At 74.0% G+C, this 17,254-nt stretch carries 9 protein-coding genes; 1 reads left to right on the top strand and 8 read right to left on the bottom strand.

Annotated features, from left to right (window positions below):
* Positions 1 to 90: 90 nt before the first annotated feature.
* From ACZ6IM_RS18835 to ACZ6IM_RS18800, 8 genes are all read right to left on the bottom strand, one after another.
* Entirely contained in the window at positions 91 to 1,917 is a 1,827-nt protein-coding gene (locus ACZ6IM_RS18835) for a GMC oxidoreductase (RefSeq protein ID WP_469557637.1), read from the bottom strand.
* Positions 1,918 to 1,965: 48 nt separating this feature from the next.
* Positions 1,966 to 3,579, bottom strand: a complete 1,614-nt coding sequence (locus tag ACZ6IM_RS18830; RefSeq protein WP_052839806.1) for a succinic semialdehyde dehydrogenase — start codon at positions 3,577 to 3,579, stop codon at positions 1,966 to 1,968.
* Between the two features lie 162 nt (positions 3,580 to 3,741).
* A complete protein-coding gene (locus ACZ6IM_RS18825; protein ID WP_469557635.1) occupies positions 3,742 to 5,487 on the bottom strand; it encodes a serine/threonine-protein kinase in 1,746 nt (581 codons plus the stop codon).
* Between the two features lie 102 nt (positions 5,488 to 5,589).
* On the bottom strand, positions 5,590 to 6,693 hold the full coding sequence (locus tag ACZ6IM_RS18820) for a serine/threonine-protein kinase (protein ID WP_052839868.1): 1,104 nt from the start codon (positions 6,691 to 6,693) through the stop codon (positions 5,590 to 5,592).
* Between the two features lie 93 nt (positions 6,694 to 6,786).
* A complete protein-coding gene (locus ACZ6IM_RS18815; RefSeq protein WP_052839808.1) occupies positions 6,787 to 8,565 on the bottom strand; it encodes a serine/threonine-protein kinase in 1,779 nt (592 codons plus the stop codon).
* Positions 8,566 to 8,710: 145 nt separating this feature from the next.
* Positions 8,711 to 11,542 (bottom strand): protein kinase, encoded by a 2,832-nt coding sequence (locus ACZ6IM_RS18810; protein ID WP_469557632.1) that lies wholly within the window; start codon positions 11,540 to 11,542, stop codon positions 8,711 to 8,713.
* 174 nt (positions 11,543 to 11,716) lie between these two features.
* Entirely contained in the window at positions 11,717 to 13,810 is a 2,094-nt protein-coding gene (locus tag ACZ6IM_RS18805; RefSeq protein WP_469557899.1) for a serine/threonine-protein kinase, read from the bottom strand.
* A 100-nt stretch (positions 13,811 to 13,910) separates the two neighbouring features.
* Entirely contained in the window at positions 13,911 to 15,617 is a 1,707-nt protein-coding gene (locus ACZ6IM_RS18800) for a glycerol-3-phosphate dehydrogenase/oxidase (protein WP_052839811.1), read from the bottom strand.
* Between the two features lie 302 nt (positions 15,618 to 15,919).
* Here ACZ6IM_RS18800 and ACZ6IM_RS18795 point away from each other — a divergent pair, with 302 nt between their 5' ends.
* Complete coding sequence (locus ACZ6IM_RS18795; RefSeq protein WP_469557630.1) at positions 15,920 to 17,128, top strand: nucleotide sugar dehydrogenase; 1,209 nt, start codon at positions 15,920 to 15,922, stop codon at positions 17,126 to 17,128.
* Positions 17,129 to 17,254: the final 126 nt, after the last annotated feature.

Below are 17,254 nucleotides of genomic sequence, written 5' to 3'. Positions count from 1 at the left end.
GCGCAAGCGGCGGGACACAGGCTGGGTGAGCGGGACCCGCGCTCGGAGGGGGGTGCGGGTCCCGCTCACCTTTTCACTTCTCCGGGGCCGTCACTTCTTCGGCGGCACCGTCGGCAGGTCCAGGAACGGCAGCCGCAGCGCGCCGAAGGCCTTCTCCGGAACGGCAGGCGACCGGGGCTCGACGGCCGCCAGGCGTTCGTAGGCGGTGCCCTGCGCGGGGCGCGGGTCGCTCTCGCCCTTGTTCGGCCAGTACGACATCGCGCGCTCGGCCTGCGCCGTGATGGTCAGGGACGGATTGACACCGAGGTTGGCCGAGACGGCGGCGCCGTCGACGACCGAGATGCCGGGGTGGCCGTAGAGGCGGTGGTACGGGTCGATGACGCCGGTCTCGCGGGAGGCGCCGATCGGGCAGCCGCCGAGGAAGTGGGCGGTGAGCGGGGTGCCCATCAGCTCGCCGACGTTGGAGCCGGCGAAGCCGTTGATCTCGGCGGCGAGTGCGGAGGCGCCCTCGGTCGCGGCCTTGATCTGCTTGGGGTTGGGCGAGCCGTGGCCCTGGCGCGCGGTGAGCAGGCCCTTGCCGACGCCCCTCGGTTTCAGGTGCGTGGTCAGGGAGTTGTCCACGGACTGCATGACCAGGCCGATGATGGTCCGCTCGGACCACTTGCGGTTGGACAGGGAACGCAGGACCAGCAGCGGGTGCTTGGCCGCGTGGCCCAGGAAGCCCAGGACGCGCGACGCGCCCGAGGCGGTCCGCCCGGCGTAGGGGACCTGGAGGATCGACAGGCCGCCCATCGAGTTGGAGCCCTTGCCGTAACGCACCGGCTCGATGTGGGTGTTGGCGTCCGGGTGGATCGAGGAGGTGATGGCGACGCCGCGTGTGAAGTCGGCCCGTGCCTGGCCGGTGACGCTGCGGTAGCGCCGGTCGTCGGTCTGGGCGCCGACCAGTGCCTCGGAGTTGGTGCGGGTCAGCTCGCCGAGCTTGTCGGATATGTAGGGGAGCTGGCCGCCCGCCTTCATGCGGTGCAGCAGGGTCTGGGTGCCGTAGGTGCCGGCGGCGATGACGACGCGGCGGGCGGTGAAGGTGCGGCCCGCGCTCTTCTTCCCGTGCTTCCTGCGGTCGGTGGGGAGCGTGGCGACCGCGAAGCCGCCGCGCGAGTCCTCCGTGACGGACACGACCGTCGTCATCGGGTGGACGACCGCGCCGGCCTTCTCGGCGAGGTACAGGTAGTTCTCGTTGAGGGTGTTCTTCGCGCCGTGCCGGCAGCCGGTCATGCACTCGCCGCACTCGTTGCAGGCCCTGCGGTCGGGGCCAGCGCCGCCGAAGTACGGGTCGGGCACCTGCTGCCCCGGCCGGGCCTTCGCCTTGCCGTCGGCGTCCTCGCCGTCGCCGAAGAAGACACCGACGGGCGCCATGTGGAAGGTGTCGCCGCAGCCCATCCGCTCGGCTGCCGCCTTCAGGTGCATGTCGGAGGGGGTCGTCGTCGGGTTGAGGCGGACGCCGAGCATGCGCTTGGCCTGGTCGTAGTACGGGGCGAGTTCCTCGTGCCAGTCGGTGATGTCGCGCCACTGGGGGTCGTCGAAGAAGGGCTTGGGCGGCACGTAGAGGGTGTTGGCGTAGTTGAGGGAGCCGCCGCCGACCCCGGCTCCTGCCAGGACCATGACATTCCCGAGCAGGTGGATGCGCTGGATGCCGAACATGCCGAGCTTCGGCGCCCACAGGTAGTTCTTCAGGTCCCAGGAGTTCCTGGGCAGCGACTCGCGGGTGAAGCGCCGGCCGGCCTCCAGGACACCGACGCGGTAGCCCTTCTCGGTGAGGCGGAGGGCGGAGACGGAGCCGCCGAAGCCGGATCCCACGACGAGGACGTCGTAGTCGTACCCGTTCTCGTCCCGGGTCTGGACAGAGTTCTCCTGCGACACGTGCTCTCCTCGTTGAGAACGGGCGGTGGTGGGCGCCAGTCGGGTGGATCAGCGGAAGCGGAATGCCTTCATCAGGCGCAGGCTGCGGCTCATGAACGCCGCGTACTTCTCGTCGTCCATGCCCAGCGAGGGCGCCATCGGCAGCAGGCGCTGGTGGGCGACGGTCTGGGCCTCGGTGTACTTGAGGATGCCCTCGGAGCCGTGCCGGCGGCCGAGGCCGGAGTCCTTCATGCCGCCCATCGGGGACTGGGCGCTGCCGTAGGCGGGGGCGTACCCCTCGTTGATGTTGACGGTGCCGGTGCGCATCCGCGCGGCGACCTGGTGGCCGCGCCGGGCGTCCTTCGTCCACACCGAGGAGTTGAGGCCGTACGGCGTGGAGTTGGCCTGTTCGACGGCCTCGTCCTCGCTCGTGAAGCGGTAGACGGAGACGACCGGGCCGAAGGTCTCCTCGGTGCACACGGTCATGGGGGCCACGACGCCGTCGAGGATGGTCGGCTCGTAGAAGTACGGGCCGATGTCCGGGCGGGCGACGCCGCCGGTGACGAGCTTCGCGCCCCGCTCCACGGCGTCCGCGACGTGCGCCTTCACCGTCTCCAGCTGCCGCTCCCCCACCAGCGAGCCCATGTCGGCGCCGTAGGAGAGGGAGGTGCCGAGCCGCATGGCCCTGGTGCGGGCGGCGAAACGCTCCAGGAAGGCGTCGGCGACGGACTCGTGGACGTAGAGCCGCTCGATGGAGATGCAGAGCTGGCCGGCCGAGGAGAAGCAGGCGCGTACGGCGCCCGCCGCGGCCTTCTCGATGTCGGCGTCCTCGAGGACCAGCATGGCGTTCTTGCCGCCGAGTTCGAGGGAGACGCCGACCAGGCGGGCGGCGGCGCCCCGGGCGACCTCGCGGCCGGTGCGGGTGGAGCCGGTGAAGGAGACGTAGTCGGCGTGCTTGACGACCTCGGGGCCGACGACCGGTCCCTCGCCGAGGACGACCTGGAAGACCTCGGCGGGCAGACCGGCCTCGATGAGCAGGTCACGGGCCCACAGGGCGGTCAGGCAGGTCTCGGTGTCGGGCTTCATGACGACGGCGTTGCCCGCGACGAAGGCGGGGAGCGCGTCGCCGACGGACAGCTCCAGCGGGTAGTTCCACGGGGCGATCTGGCCGACGACGCCGCGCGGGTGGCGCAGCTCGGTGACCTTCGTCAGGGTCGGCACGGCGCCGGTGTGCCGCTTGGGGCGCAGGTACGCGGGGGCCTTGCGGCCGTAGTGCCGGGCGGCGACGGCGACGGCCTGGACCTCCTCGTGGGCGTGCAGGCGGGCCTTGCCGGTCTCCAGCTGGATGAGGTCGAGGACCTCGGCCTGGCGCTCCAGCACCAGGTCGTGGAAGCGCAGCAGGACCGCGGCGCGCTGCCGCACCGGCACCTGCGCCCACACGGCCTGGGCGGCGCGGGCCCGCTCGAAGGCACCGGCCACGTCCTCGGGCGTCGACTCGGGCAGGTCGGCCAGCTTCTCGCCGGTGAACGGGGTGTGGTTCGCGGTGCGGCCGGAGCCGGCCACGCCCTTGGTGAGCTGGGCGACCAGCTCGGGCGTGACCACGTCGGCAGCCGTGCGGGCGCCCTCCGGGGTGGGGGCGAGGGGGTTCGTGCCGGTGAGTTCCGGGGCCTGCGCGTCCGTCATGAGCCGCAGGGTATGACGCCGCGCGGGCTTTGTGTACCCGTCGGTAATGGGGATTCACGGTGATTCACCGAGTGCACACATGCCGCCAGTGATCGCTGGCAACAAACCCGCTGATCAGGGCGTTGTACGGGGGGCCGGGAGGCGATCCGTTCTTTTCCCGCCTCAGAGGCCGTCCACCTCCCAGTTGGCGAGCACCGTCCGGGCGATCGATCGTCCCTCGTCGGCGAAGTAGCCCTCGCGCGGGTAGTCGACCGACACCTTGTACATGTCGCCGTTGTCGGCCCGGTAGTACAGGATGTGGAACTCGCGCGCGCGGGGGTTCTGCGGGTCCGCGGTCGTGTACGCGATGGTGTTCTCGGCGGCCTTCTCGCCCTTGTACTCGGTCTCGCCCGGCTCGCCCTTGGGCGCGGGATCGTCGGCGAAGTTCCAGGAGTACTCGCCGTCCTTGAGCATCTCCCAGTCCGCCCAGGCGTTGGCTCCGGCAGTATCCGGGATCTCGTTGGTCTTGTCGTCGGCCTTGATGTCCCGGTCCACGACGACGGTGACCGCACCGCTCGGGTCGGCGAAGGTCTCGTTGGTGCCGTCCCAGTCGTCCGGGTGCTTCACCTTCACGAACTCGGCGGGCACCCCGACACTCATGCGGACCTTGCCGTCGAGCTTGTGCTGCTTCCAGCCCTCCGGGAGGGGTCCCTCGAAGGGCTCCGCGACGACCAGGTACGACGCCACCGCCGCCGCGACGACCACCGCGCCGAGGGTGATCCACGCGTTGCGGCCCAGCCGGACGCTCCAGCGGGACGCGGGCGCCGCGCCCGGCTGCTCGGGCCCGTCGAGACGGACCACCTGGGTGGGCGGCGGCGCGGGCGGGTTCGCGGCGGCGTCCAGCAGGGCGCGGACCCGGGCGGCGTCCGGACGGCGCACCGGGTCCTTGTCCAGCAGGCCCGTGATCACCTCGGCCAGCGGCCCCTGTGCGGAGGCGGGCGGCGCGGGCGTGGCGTTGAGCACCGATTGGAGCGTGGCGGGGGTGTTGCTGCGGCGGAACGGCGAGACGCCCTCCGTCGCCGCGTACAGCACCACGCCCAGCGACCACAGGTCGCTCGCCGGGCCGGGGTGCTGGCCCAGCACCCGCTCCGGGGCGATGTACTCGGGCGAGCCGACGAAGCCGCCGGTGTCGGTCAGGCTGGTCTCGCCCTCGATCTGGGCGATGCCGAAGTCGGTGAGGACGACCCGGTCGTGCCGGCCGAGCAGGACGTTGTCCGGCTTCACGTCCCGGTGCAGGACACCGGCGGCGTGCGCCGCCTCCAGCGCGCCGAGCACCTCCAGGCCGATCCGGGCCGCCTCGCGCGCGCCGAGCGTGCCTTCCTGGAGGGCGTCGCCGAGGGAGCGCCCGCGTACGAGTTCCATCACGATCCACGGCTGCTCGTCCACGACCGCCACGTCGTGCACGTCGACCACGGCGGGGTGGTCGAGCCGGGCGGCGGCGCGCGCCTCGCGGCGCATCCGCTCGAAGGCGTTGGCCCGTTCGCGTTCGGGAAGGTGCTCGGGGACGCGGGGCTCCTTGACGGCGACCTCGCGGTCGACGGTCTCGTCCTTGGCCCGCCACACCGTGCCCATGCCGCCGTGCCCGAGCTTGGAGATCAGCCGGTAGCGGCCGGCGATCAGCCGCCCGGCGCCCGGCTCCGGCGCGGCGGCCGAGGGAGCGGGCGCGGTCGGCGGGGCCGCCGAGGCGGTCGCCGGAGGTGTGGACGCCGGGGGTGTGGGCGCCGGGGGCTGCGACCGCGGCGGTACGACCTGGGTGGGCGCCGCGTACGGATTGCCGGGATGCGGCACGGCGGCGGCCGGGTTCGGTGGTCGCAGGTCAAAACTGGTCGGCTCGTCCGCCCCGCTGCGGGGCCCCCCGTTGCTGCTCATGGTCCATCCATACCGCGCCGGGTGCGCCCCTTTCCACCGCCGGTGCGCGGCGGTCACAGAGCCGTGACGCGGCGTGCCGCTTATCTCCCGCTTGTCTCCCCTTCAGGTACCGGTGCCGGAACCGGACGCGGTCGGCGACGCGGGCTCCGTCGTCGGCGGTGCGGAGGTGGGCGTCGGCGTGGCGGGCACCGAACTGGTCGGCGTACCGCCCCCGTCGTCGCCGCCGTCCGCGAGCAGCGCGGCCGCCGAGACGCCCGCGCCCGCCGCCGCGACGACCAGCAGTACCGCCATGAGCACGCTCCGCTTCACGCTCCGTCGCGCGCGCAGGGGCTCGCCGCTCGCCGCCTGTGCCGGTGTGGCGGGCGTACGGCCCGTGCTGAGGAAGGCGCGCAGCATCCGCTGCGCGGACGCCGCGTCCAGCCGGCGCCGCGGGTCGCGTTCCAGCAGGCCCCGTACGACCGGCAGGAGCGGTGCGGCCTGCTCGGGCGGGCGGATCTCCTCGGTGACCACGGCGTGCAGGACGCCGCCCAGCGAGTCGCGGTGGAAGGGGGACGCGCCGCTGAGGACCGCGCACAGCAGCACGCCCAGCGACCACAGGTCGGACTCCGGCCCGGTCCCGGCACCGGACATCCGCTCCGGTGCGGTGTACTCGGGGGACCCGACGAAGGAACCGCTCTCGGTGAGCGTGGTGGCGCCCGCGACCTGCGCCACCCCGAAGTCGGTGAGGACGACCCGGCCGTCCTCGGCGATCAGCACGTTCGACGGCTTCACGTCCCGGTGCAGGATGCCCGCCGCGTGGGCCGTGCCCAGGGCGTCGAGCAGGGCGATGCCGATGCGGGCGGCCTCGACGGCGTCGACGGGGCCGCGGCTGAGGACGCGGTCGGCGAGGGAACCGCCGTCGACCAGTTCCATGACCATGTACGCGCGTTCGTCGTCCTCGACGACGTCGTGCACCACGATGACGTGCGGGTGCCGCAACTGCGCGACCGCGCGCGCCTCGCGCAGGGTGCGCTCACGGCGCCGGCGGGCCTCGGCCGCGGAGAGGGTCTCGTCGAGCGGGAGCGCCTTCACCGCCACTTCGCGGGCGAGCACCCGGTCGGTGGCCCGCCACACGATGCCCATGCCGCCGTGGCCGAGCCGCTCGTGGAGCCGGTAACGGCCCGCGATGACACGCCCGCCCGCCCCCTCGGTCACCATGCGTCCCATCATGCCCCACCGGACGCGACCCCTCCGGGCCGCTGTCACACGGGTGGCCGACAACCGACGGGCGTGCGAACGGCGTCGCGCCGACGGCGTGGGTCAGCCGGTCTTCTCCTGCCAGCTCTGCAGCACCGCCTTGAACCACCGCTGCGTGGCCGGCCAGTCGCTCGCCGGTCCCGACATGTTGAGGGCGTACTCGACGCCGTCGCGGGACATGTACGTCTGCGACACGGCGCGGCGCGGGCCGGGGAACTGGGTGTCCTTCGCCAGCGCGGTGAAGGTGTACTCCCACCGGGCGCTGTCGCGGTCGCGGTAGCCGACGCGTTCCAGGCGGACGCGCTGGTAGTCGACGAGCCGCTGGAGCAGTTGCGCGTCCAGGTCCTGCAGGTGGGCGTACGGGTCGTTGTAGTCGGGCGCGGTGTCGACGGATATGCGGAGGAAGTGCTCGCCGCCGTCGGGGGTGTAGTCGATCTGCCGCAGTTCGCCGCTGTCGCCGTCGAAGTCCTTCCGCTGCCAGTTCTCGGGCAGGTAGAGGCTGAAACCCAGCGGGTCGTCGCGGCGGGTCCAGTCGGCCGGGACGGAACCGCCGGGGCCCTTGCCGGTCGTGGCGGAGCCGGAGGGGGCGGGGGAGCCGGAGGCGGTCGGCCCCGGGGTGGGGTCGGAGCCCGCCGACGAGCCGCCCCCGTCGCGCTGTTGCAGCACCACGGCGGTGCCCGCGCCGATGAGCGCGGCGACGGCGACGACCAGGGCGAGCGTGCGCATCCGGACCCGCCGTGCGCGTCCGGGAGCGGCGCCGCCCGCCACCGGGTAACCCGGCGCGGTGTGCCCGCTCGGCGCGGGGCCGACCGTCGTGGGGCCGGTCACCGGCGGGTACGGCGTGGCGGCGGTCCCGCCGGCCGGCCCCGGTGCGCCCGGCATCCCGGGTGTCGTGGAGGACCCGGGCCCCCCGGGCACCCCGGGCATCCCAGGCGTCCCCGGCATCCCCTGGTGAGCCGTGTCGCCCGCCCGCGGCGGGGGCCCCGCGTACCGGGTGGTCGGCACGTACGCCTGGGCCGCGTCCGGGCGCCGGCCCTCGGCCGCCTGGGCGAGCAGGTGCTCGGCCTCGGTCGCGTCGGGCCGCTCGGCCGGGTCCTTGCGCAGCAGGGCGCTGATGACCGGCGCGAGCGCACCGGCGTACCGGGGCTCGGTGGCCTCCTCCTCGACGACCGCCTGCATGGTGGTGAGCGGGGAGGTGCGGCGGAACGGCGACCTGCCCTCCACCGCCGTGTACAGCGTCGCGCCCAGCGCCCACAGGTCGGAGGAGGGGCCGGGGTCGTGGCCGCGGACGCGTTCGGGCGCGAGGTAGTCGACGGAGCCGACGACCTCTCCGGTGCGGGTGATGGTGGAGTCGCCCTCGATCTGCGCGATGCCGAAGTCGGTGAGCAGCACCCGGCCGTCGTCGGCGAGCAGTACGTTGCCCGGTTTGACGTCGCGGTGCAGGACTCCGGCGGTGTGCGCGGCGCGCAGGGCACGCAGCACCCACAGGCCGATCCGGGCCGCCTCCCGCGGGTCGACCCGCTCCTCGTCCTTGACGGCGTCGGCCAGTGAGCGGCCTTCCACCAACTCCATGACGATCCACGGCCGGCCGTCGTGTTCGAGTACGTCGTGCACGGTGACGACGGCCGAGTGGTTGATCCGCGCCGCCGCGCGCGCCTCGCCCCGGGTGCGTGCCAGGAGTATGGCCTGGTCGCTCTCGGATACGTAGAGCGCGGCGGTCAACTCCTTGATGGCGACGGTCCGGTGCAGCACCTCGTCGTGTGCGCGCCACACCCGGCCCATGCCGCCGCTGCCGATGGCTTCCCCGAGCCGGTAGCGTCCCGCGACGAGCTGGCCCTGCATCTGATTCACGTTGCCCCGCAATGGTCTTGTCAGGGTCAGACTAGGGACCGGCCCCCGTCCGGGGAACGGGCGGGGTGGTACGGAAACCGCTCTGTGACGGTTGTCGCTTTCCGTGACGGGAGGCAACCATCGGACCGAACTGCCGTCAGCGCGTGTACTGGTACGTCGCCGAGGCCTGTTCGAACAGCCTGGTCACCTCGTCACGCTCCGCCTCAGGACCGCGGACCTGCACCACGTGGTAGCGCCCGTCGATCAGGACGGCGACGTTGCGCACGTACAGCTCACCGCCGTCGGCACCGGTCCAGGTGAACTGCCCCTCCGCCATGGTCCGTCCGCCGACCTCGATGGTCTTCAGGCCGCTGGAGGTCGCCCAGCTCGAAGCGCGGTACGAGGCCAACTCGGGCTCGCTGTCGCGCTGGTAGGTCATCGGGTCGTCGCCGAACTCCGAGGTGCGGTCGCGGCCCGGCACGACGATCAGCTCGAAGTCGCCCTTGCCGTAGACGACCTGGCCGCTGCCGTTGCGAGGCGTGCGGTTCCAGCCGTCGGCGACGGCGACGCGGAAGCCCTCCGGGTCCTTGCGCAGGGTGAACCCGTCGGCGACGTTGGACTGGGTCTCGGTGGAGCCGCCCGCCGTCTGCGAGGCGCCGGGGTCGGGCTTCGGGGAGGTCTGGTCCGGCCGCGGCTCGCTGCTGACGTCCGGTGACTTCGCGGGCGGTGCCTGGCTCGCCTCGCCGGCGGCGCCGGTCCGGTCGGTGGTGCCGGTGCCGTTGGTGTCGCTCTTCGGCATGAAGAACATGGCGTACGCGACCGCGCCCGCCATCGCCAGCAGTATCAGCAGCAGCAGGGTCCGGCCGAGGCTGCGCGGGGAACGGTCGGTCTCCGGCCTGCCCCGCTTGTGCCGTCCGTGGTGCGCGGGCAGCCCGGCACGCCGCCTGCGGACCAGCTCGCCGCGACGGCGCACGATCGGCAGCCGGCCGGTCTCGACGGGGGGCGCCGAGATGACGTGCAGGCCGGCCTCCGGCTCGGGGGCGGACCGTACGAGGGAACGCAGCCAGCCGCTCAGTTCCTCGAACTCGATGCGCTCGGTGGGGTCCTGACGCAGCAGCGACTCCACGACCGGCCGCAGCGGGCCGCACTCCTCGGCGAACGCGGGCGGCTCCGCGCACACGATCTGCACCAGCTCGGCGGTCGACTCCTCCGGGTAGGGCGCGTGCCCCTGTACGGCGCGGAAGAGCAGCGCGCCCAGCGCCCACAGGTCGGTGGCGGGGCCGATGGGGGCGGCCAGCTGCCAGTTCTCGTGCACCGGGCCGGCCTGCTCGGGCGCCCAGCGCTCGGTCACGGGTCCGACCACGGCCATCCGCGTCTGCCGGGCCCGCTCGGCGTCGAGCGCGCTGGCCGGACCGCGCGGCACGGGCGCACCGGCGGCCGGGGCGTCCCAGCGGCCGGCGGGCGTGCTCCCGCCCCCGGCCGACGGATCGGCCGCCCCTGCACCCCGGGGGCCGGTCTCGCCCGGCCGCTCCGCTGCGCCAGGGCCCGCCTGCCATGACCCGGAGGCGGTCCCGGGGGCGGTCTCCCATGCTCCGGCCGCGGTCCTGGGCCCTGCCTGGCGCCATGCGGCTGCGGACCTCTCGGGCCCCTCCTGCGGCGCGGCGGGCAGATCCCGACCGGACGCCGGTCCGGAGCCGGCCGCCGGTTCACCGGCCGGGCGGGGGGCGGGAAACGCCGGGTCGCCGGGGGTACGGGGCGTGGCGCCGTGCCAGGAGGTGGTGCGTACGCCGTAGGGGTCGGCGATCTGTCCCGGCGACGCGGCGGGGTCACCGCGACCCTCGTCGCTCCACGGGCCACCGGACGCGGCATCGGGATCGGGGTCGGGGTGGTACGCGTCCACGCCGGGGCGCGGACCCCGCCCCGGGGCGTCGCCCTCGTCGTACGGGGAGCCAGGACCGGTGGCCGGGCCCGGGTGCGCGCTCACCGTGCCGGGGTCACCGGCCCGTGAGGTGTCGTCAGGGGCGGGGCGGGCGCCCGGCAGGGCCGCGCGGCCGTTCTGGGCCGCCTGGACGCGGGCGGCGGCCCTGGTTCCCGCGCGGTAGGCGGCGATCGCACCGGCGCGGGCGGCACGGGCGTCCCCGGCGGCGTCGAGCGACGCGGGCGCGAGCCCGGCGGGGCCTCCGCCCGGCGCCGGGCCCCCGGGCACCGGGAGCCCGCCGACACCGCGCGCCTCGATGGCGGCCCGCCGGGCGGCCTCGGGGTCGGCGTCACCGGGGCCGAAGACGCCGGTCCGGGGGGCGTCGCCGGGACCGAAGGTTCCGTTCGGGTCGACGGCGGGGCCCGGCTCCTCGTCGGGCGGCGGGGGCACCGGGTCGTACCCGCACAGCGCCTCCTCCGCCGCCCCGACCGCCAGGCCGGTCAGCATGACCCGCCCGTCGTCGCAGACGAGCACGGTGCGCGCGGTGATGTTGCGGTGCACCCAGCCGTACGAGTGCAGCACCCGCAGCGCCAGAAGGACGTCGGAGGCAACCTCGGCCGCCCGGTACGGCGTCAGGGTCTGTTCGGCGAGCAGCGCGGCCAGCGGCCTCGCGGCGACCAGCTCGCTGACGATCCACAGCGAACCGCCCTCGGCGAAGACGTCGAAGACCTGGTCCAGGCGCGGATGGTCGGGCACCGCCGCCGCGGCCTGCGCGGCCTCGACCGCCCGCCGCACCACCGGATCGGCTGGCCGCCTGGGGCCGCCGCCCCCGGCGGATGTCCGCCTGCCGGGGTGCCGCGCGCCGCCGTCCCGGGCGGTGAAGCCCTCGGGCAGACCGTCCGCGTCGAGCACCTCGGCCTCGACGACCTCCGGCAACGGGACCTGACGGACCAGCACTTCCTGACCGCTGTAGGTGTCGAAGGCCCGGGTCTCGGTGAGTTCGTACTCGTCGGACGGCGGCAGGGGCAGGCGGTAGCGGTCGGCGAGCACCCGTCCCGCGTAGTCGTCCACGTCGCCACCCCCGGCAGCCGTCGGTCAATTCCGTTCGCCCGGCGGGCCGTTCCGGCTGCGTACGGTCCGCAACCACTCACGATACGTGCCGGAGGCAACCCGCAATGAGCTGATGCCAGATATCGAGCGGCTCAAACCCGGGGGCCGGCGCCCCGGGCCCCGGCCCTCCTCCGCTCAGGGCTTGGGTTCGAAGGTCTTCGACAGGGTCCGCCAGGTGTCCCGGCGCAGATCGTCGCCCCAGTCGGCGGCCTTCGCGGTGTACATGAGCGCGTAGCCCTGGTGGTCGTTGACGACGAATCCCCGGTCCACGGTGCGGTACTTGGTGCCGCCGTCGGTGTAGGTGAACTCCCAGTCGGCCGTGTTCCAGCCCCGGTAGCCCACCTTCTCTATGCGGATCTTCTGGTAGTCCGAGCGGACCATGTACCGCTCCTGGCTCTTCCAGTCCGCGACCGGATCGCCCTTGGGCGTGGAGGTCCAGGCGACCAGCAGCTTCTGCCCGCGGGGGCCGGTGAACCGGTCGCCCGAGGAGCCGGTGGTGGTGAACTTCCAGCCCTCGGGCAGTCCTATGCGGTAGCCCTGGCCACCCTTGTGGGTGGTGGCCACGTCCTCGTCGTCGTCGGACTTCCCGGCGTCCTCCGACTCTCCGCCGGCCTCGCCGGACGCGCTCGCCCCGGCGTCCGGGGCACCGGTCGCCTCCCCGCTCGTCGCCGGGTCGGAGGCGGAACCGTCGGTACCGGTACCGCCCTCCTCGTCCCGCTTGGTGTCGCCGCTCGGACCGGCGGAGGCCACGGCCTCGCCGCCGCTGCCGCCCTCTGCGCCCTTGTCGTCGTCGCCGCCGAGCGTGAGCGCGAGCACCGTGCCGAGCACGGCCAGCGCCACGACCACCGCGATGATGATCAGCGTCCGGCGCGGCACCACGTCGGTGAGCGGGGCCCGGGGCACCGGCCGGGCGGGCAGGTCCGGCGGCGGCACCACGGGCCAGCCGGAACTCCGCGCGCCACCGGCCGCGTTCGCCGCACCGGAACCGGCACCGGAGCCGACCGCCCCGGCGGCGCCACGGCCCGCCGCACCGGGGTGCGTACCCGTGCCCGGTCCCGCGGCCGATCCCGCCCTCTGCGCCGGCGGAGCGGGGGCCGTACCGGCGGACCCGTGGGCGGCGGTCGTGCCCGCCGCGCCCGCCCCCGTCCGGCCGTCGGCGCCCGGCTTGGTCCGCGAGGCGGCGGCGGCTCCGGCCGCACCGGCCCCGACGGCCGCCTTGCGCACGGAACGCAGCGCTCCGCGAAGCTTCTCCCCGGCCTCCTCGCCCAGCCTGCCCCCGGATCCCTGGGCACCGCCGCGGCGCCTGCGCCCGTCCGGCTGCGGAGGCAGCGGCACCACCTTGGTGGCGTCGACCGGTTCACTCGCGCCGCCCCGCTCCGGCGCGTGGATGACCTTGTTGAGCATCGCGCGGGCGCCCGCGTCGTCGAGCCGCTGGTCGGGGTCCTTGGTGAGCAGCCCGTAGATGACGTCCCGGAGCGGGCCCGCGTTCTTCGGCTCCTCCAGGTTCTCCGTCATCACCGCGGTGAGCGTCGCGATCGCCGAGCCCCGGTCGTAGGGCGGGGTGCCCTCGACGGCGGCGTACAGCAGGCCGCCCAGCGACCACAGGTCGGCGGCCGGGCCGGGCTTGTGGCCGCGGGCGCGCTCGGGGGAGATGTAGGAAGGGGCGCCGACGAGCATGCCGGTGGAGGTGATGGAGGGGTCGCCCTCGACCTGGGCGATGCCGAAGTCGGTGAGCACGACCCGGCCGTCCTCGGCGATCAGCACGTTCGACGGCTTCACGTCGCGGTGCAGGATGCCCTCGCGGTGCGCGGAGCGCAGCACGTCCAGGACGGCGAGGCCGACCTCGGCGGCGCGCCTGGGCTCCAGCAGTCCGTCCTCACGGATGGCCTCGGCGAGCGACTTGCCCTCGACGAGTTCCATCACGATCCACGGCCGGTCGTCCTCCTCGACCACGTCGTAGACCGTGACGGCACTGTTGTTGCGGATCCGCGCGATGGCCTTGGCCTCGCGCAGCGTGCGCGTGATCAGGCGCCGCTTCTCCTCCTCGTCGATGTTCCCCGGGAACCGCAGCTCCTTGACGGCGACCGTGCGTCCGAGGGTCTCGTCCTCGGCGCGCCACACCGTCCCCATGCCGCCGCGGCCGAGCACGTCTCCCAGCCGGTACCGCCCGGCGAGGAGACGTGCGCTCTTGTCCGTACGGGATGTCCCCGCCCGCTCCGCCTCCGACATGCGTCCCCTCATGCAACCCGCCCTGACAGAGCCTTCATTGTCCCTCACCCGACAAGTGCTCTACGCCCAGGGTGCCCGGAGGGTTCCCTTCCCGCCCTCCTTACCGCGCCACGATGTCCGGCGCCCCCAGCCGGGCCGCGTCGGCCGTCAGGTCGTCCGGCTGGCGCTGGGACTCCCGCTCGGCCTCGACCCGCTTCTCGTAGTGCTGGATCTCCCGCTCGACCTGGCCCTTGTCCCAGCCGAGGACAGGCGCCATCAGCTCGGCCGCCTCGCGGGCGCAGCGCGTCCCCCGGTCGAAGGTCTCGATGGAGATGCGGGTGCGCCGGGTGAGTACGTCGTCCAGGTGCCGCGCGCCCTCGTGCGAGGCGGCGTAGACGACTTCGGCGCGCAGGTAGTCGTCGGCGCCGGTGAGCGGCTCGCCCAGGGAGGGGTCGGCGGCGACGAGTTCGAGCAGTTCCTCCGTCAGCGCGCCGTACCTGTTCAGCAGGTGTTCGACGCGCACGACGTGCAGTCCGGTGCGCGCGGCGATCCGGGCCCGCGCGTTCCACAGCGCGTGGTAGCCCTCGGCGCCGAGCAGCGGGGTCTCCTCGGTGACGCAGTCGGCGACCCGCAGGTCGAGCCCGTGCACCGCCTCGTCCACGGCGTCCTTGGCCATCACCCGGTACGTCGTGTACTTGCCGCCCGCCACGACGACCAGGCCGGGCACCGGGTGGGCGACGGTGTGCTCGCGCGACAGCTTGCTGGTGGCGTCCGACTCACCGGCCAGCAGCGGGCGCAGACCGGCGTACACCCCCTCGACGTCGTCGCGCGTGAGCGGCACCGACAGCACCGAGTTGACGTGTTCCAGCAGGTAGTCGATGTCGGCGCTGGAGGCGGCCGGGTGGGCCTTGTCCAGGTCCCAGTCGGTGTCCGTGGTGCCGATGATCCAGTGCCGGCCCCAGGGGATGACGAACAGCACGGACTTCTCGGTGCGCAGGATCAGCCCGGTGCTGGAGTGGATGCGGTCCTTGGGCACGACCAGGTGGATGCCCTTGGAGGCCCGGACGTGGAACTGACCGCGCTCGCCCACCATCGCCTGGGTGTCGTCGGTCCACACCCCGGTCGCGTTCACCACCTGCTTGGCGCGGACCTCGTACTCGCCGCCCGCCTCGACGTCCCGCACCCGCGCGCCGACCACCCGTTCGCCCTCGCGCAGGAAGGAGGTGACCCGGGCGCGGTTGGCGACCTTGGCGCCGTACGCCGCCGCGGTGCGCACCAGCGTGGCCACGAAGCGGGCGTCGTCCATCTGCGCGTCGTAGTACTGCAGCGCGCCGACGAGCGCGTCCTTCTTCAGGGCGGGCGCCACGCGCAGGGCGTGACGGCGGCTCAGGTGCCGGTGCAGCGGCAGGCCCCTGCCGTGGCCGCGGGCCATGGACATCGCGTCGTAGAGCGCGACGCCGGAGCCCGCGTACAGCCGCTCCCACCCCTTGTGCTGGAGCGGGTACAGGAAGGGCACCGGCTTCACCAGGTGCGGCGCGAGCCGTTCGAGCAGCAGCCCGCGCTCCTTCAGCGCCTCCCGCACGAGCACGAAGTCGAGCATCTCCAGATAGCGCAGGCCGCCGTGGATCAGCTTGCTGGACCTGCTGGAGGTGCCCGAGGCCCAGTCCCGGGCCTCGACCAGGCCGACGGACAGGCCGCGCGTCACGGCGTCGAGCGCGGTGCCCGCACCTACCACGCCGGCGCCCACCACCAGTACGTCGAGCTCGCGCTCGGCCATGGCCGCGAGTGACTCGGCGCGCTGCGCCGGCCCAAGGGTCGCTGTCCTCACTGCTGCCTCCCGCTGTCGGTCGCGCCGGCCGCACCCGTCGGGCGAGCCAGGTTCCTGGTACCCACCATGCCCGGATTCTGACCGGCCTGCCCGACTTCGGCAGCCGCGGGCCCCAACCTGTGGACAACTTCGCCGTGAGCCCACACCGGCCCGCCCCGGCCCCTCGACACTCGCCGAAACTCCGCAGATCAATACCGCAAATCGGTCATATTTACTCCTAGTCTGACGTTGTGCTCGCCCGTCCTGTCCACCGGGCTTGCGCACCTGTCCCGCTTCGGCTACTGGGAAGGACGGCCCACGCCATGCCCGCAGATCTCGCCGTCATCGGACTCGGCCCGTACGGCCTGCCCCTGGCCCAGGCCGCCGTCGCCGCCGGCATCCCCACCCTCGGCTACCGCACCGGCCCCGAGGCCGGCCCGCTCACCCCGGCCGAGGTGCGCCGGATGCTCGCCACGGGCTTCCGCACCCCGACCGGACCGGCCGAGCTGGGCCGCGTCCGCACCGCCGTGATCTGCGCGCCGACCCCGCCCTCCCCCGACGGCGGCCTGGACCTCGGCCAGGTGGAGGCCGCGGCCCGCACGCTGGCCGCCCACATGCGCCCGCACACCACGGTCATCCTGGAGTCGCCGGTGCGGCCCGGGACGACGGAGGAGTTCCTGCGCCCGCTCCTGGAGCAGGGCTCCGGGCTGCGCGCCGGCCGCGACTTCCACCTCGCCTACTCCCCCAGCCGGGTGGACCCCGGCAACCGCGACTTCACCCCGGCCAACACCCCGAAGGTCATCGGCGGCCTCACCCCCGCCTGCACCGAGTCGGCCGCCGCCTTCTACAGCCGCCTCACCGACAAGGTGGTCCGCGCGCGCGGGCCGCGGGAGGCGGAGACGGTCCAGCTCCTGGAGACCAACTTCCGGCACGTGAACATCGCCCTGGTCAACGAGATGGCCGTGCTCTGCGACGACCTCGGCGTCGACCTGTGGGACGTCCTGCGCTGCGCCGAGACCAAGCCCTTCGGCTTCCAGGCCTTCCGCCCGGGGCCCGGCGTCGGCGGCCACTCCGTCGCCCAGGACCTCACCGGCCGGGCCCCGCACAGCCTGCGCATGGTGGAGCTGGCCCAGCAGGTCAACGCCCAGATGCCCCGCTACGTCGTCCAGCGCGCCGCCGCCCTCCTCAACGAGCACGGCAAGTCCGCGCGCGGCGCCCGCGTCCTCCTCCTCGGCGTCACCTACAAGGCCGACCTCGCCGACCAGCAGGCCACCCCGGCCGAGGAGATCGCGACCCGCCTGATGTCCATGGGCGCCGCCGTGAGCTACCACGACCCGCACATCCCGTCCTGGAACGTCGCCGACCGCCCCGTCCCGCGCGCCGACTCCCTCTACGAGGCCGCCGCCGACGCCGACCTCACGATCCTCCTCCAGCAGCACCGCACGTACGACCTCCAGGGCCTGTCGGTCAAGGCGCAGCTCCTCCTGGACACGCGGGGCGCCACACCGACGGGGGCGGCGCACCGGTTGTGAGGCGGGGGCGCACGGGGGTGACCGTGCCACGGAGCTGGTGGTGAGAGGGCGGCTGTGCCGGTACGGTGGGGGAGCAGGTGGAGCCCACTGCAGTGGGCCTGCGGCAGGCTCCAGAGAAGTGAACGG

It is taken from the genome of Streptomyces sp. NPDC042336, from assembly GCF_055581985.1.
Note: the sequence above shows the minus strand (reverse complement) of the source record. Positions and strands in the feature narration are given on the sequence as shown.

What these genes read in the sequence shown, in the direction of transcription:
- ACZ6IM_RS18830 (WP_052839806.1), bottom strand. Translation starts at nt 3,579, where the DNA reads ATGACGGACGCGCAGGCCCCGGAACTCACCGGCACGAACCCCCTCGCC.
- ACZ6IM_RS18825 (WP_469557635.1), bottom strand. Translation starts at nt 5,487, where the DNA reads ATGAGCAGCAACGGGGGGCCCCGCAGCGGGGCGGACGAGCCGACCAGT.
- ACZ6IM_RS18820 (WP_052839868.1), bottom strand. Translation starts at nt 6,693, where the DNA reads ATGGGACGCATGGTGACCGAGGGGGCGGGCGGGCGTGTCATCGCGGGC.
- ACZ6IM_RS18815 (WP_052839808.1), bottom strand. Translation starts at nt 8,565, where the DNA reads ATGCAGGGCCAGCTCGTCGCGGGACGCTACCGGCTCGGGGAAGCCATC.
- ACZ6IM_RS18805 (WP_469557899.1), bottom strand. Translation starts at nt 13,810, where the DNA reads ATGTCGGAGGCGGAGCGGGCGGGGACATCCCGTACGGACAAGAGCGCA.
- ACZ6IM_RS18795 (WP_469557630.1), top strand. Translation starts at nt 15,920, where the DNA reads ATGCCCGCAGATCTCGCCGTCATCGGACTCGGCCCGTACGGCCTGCCC.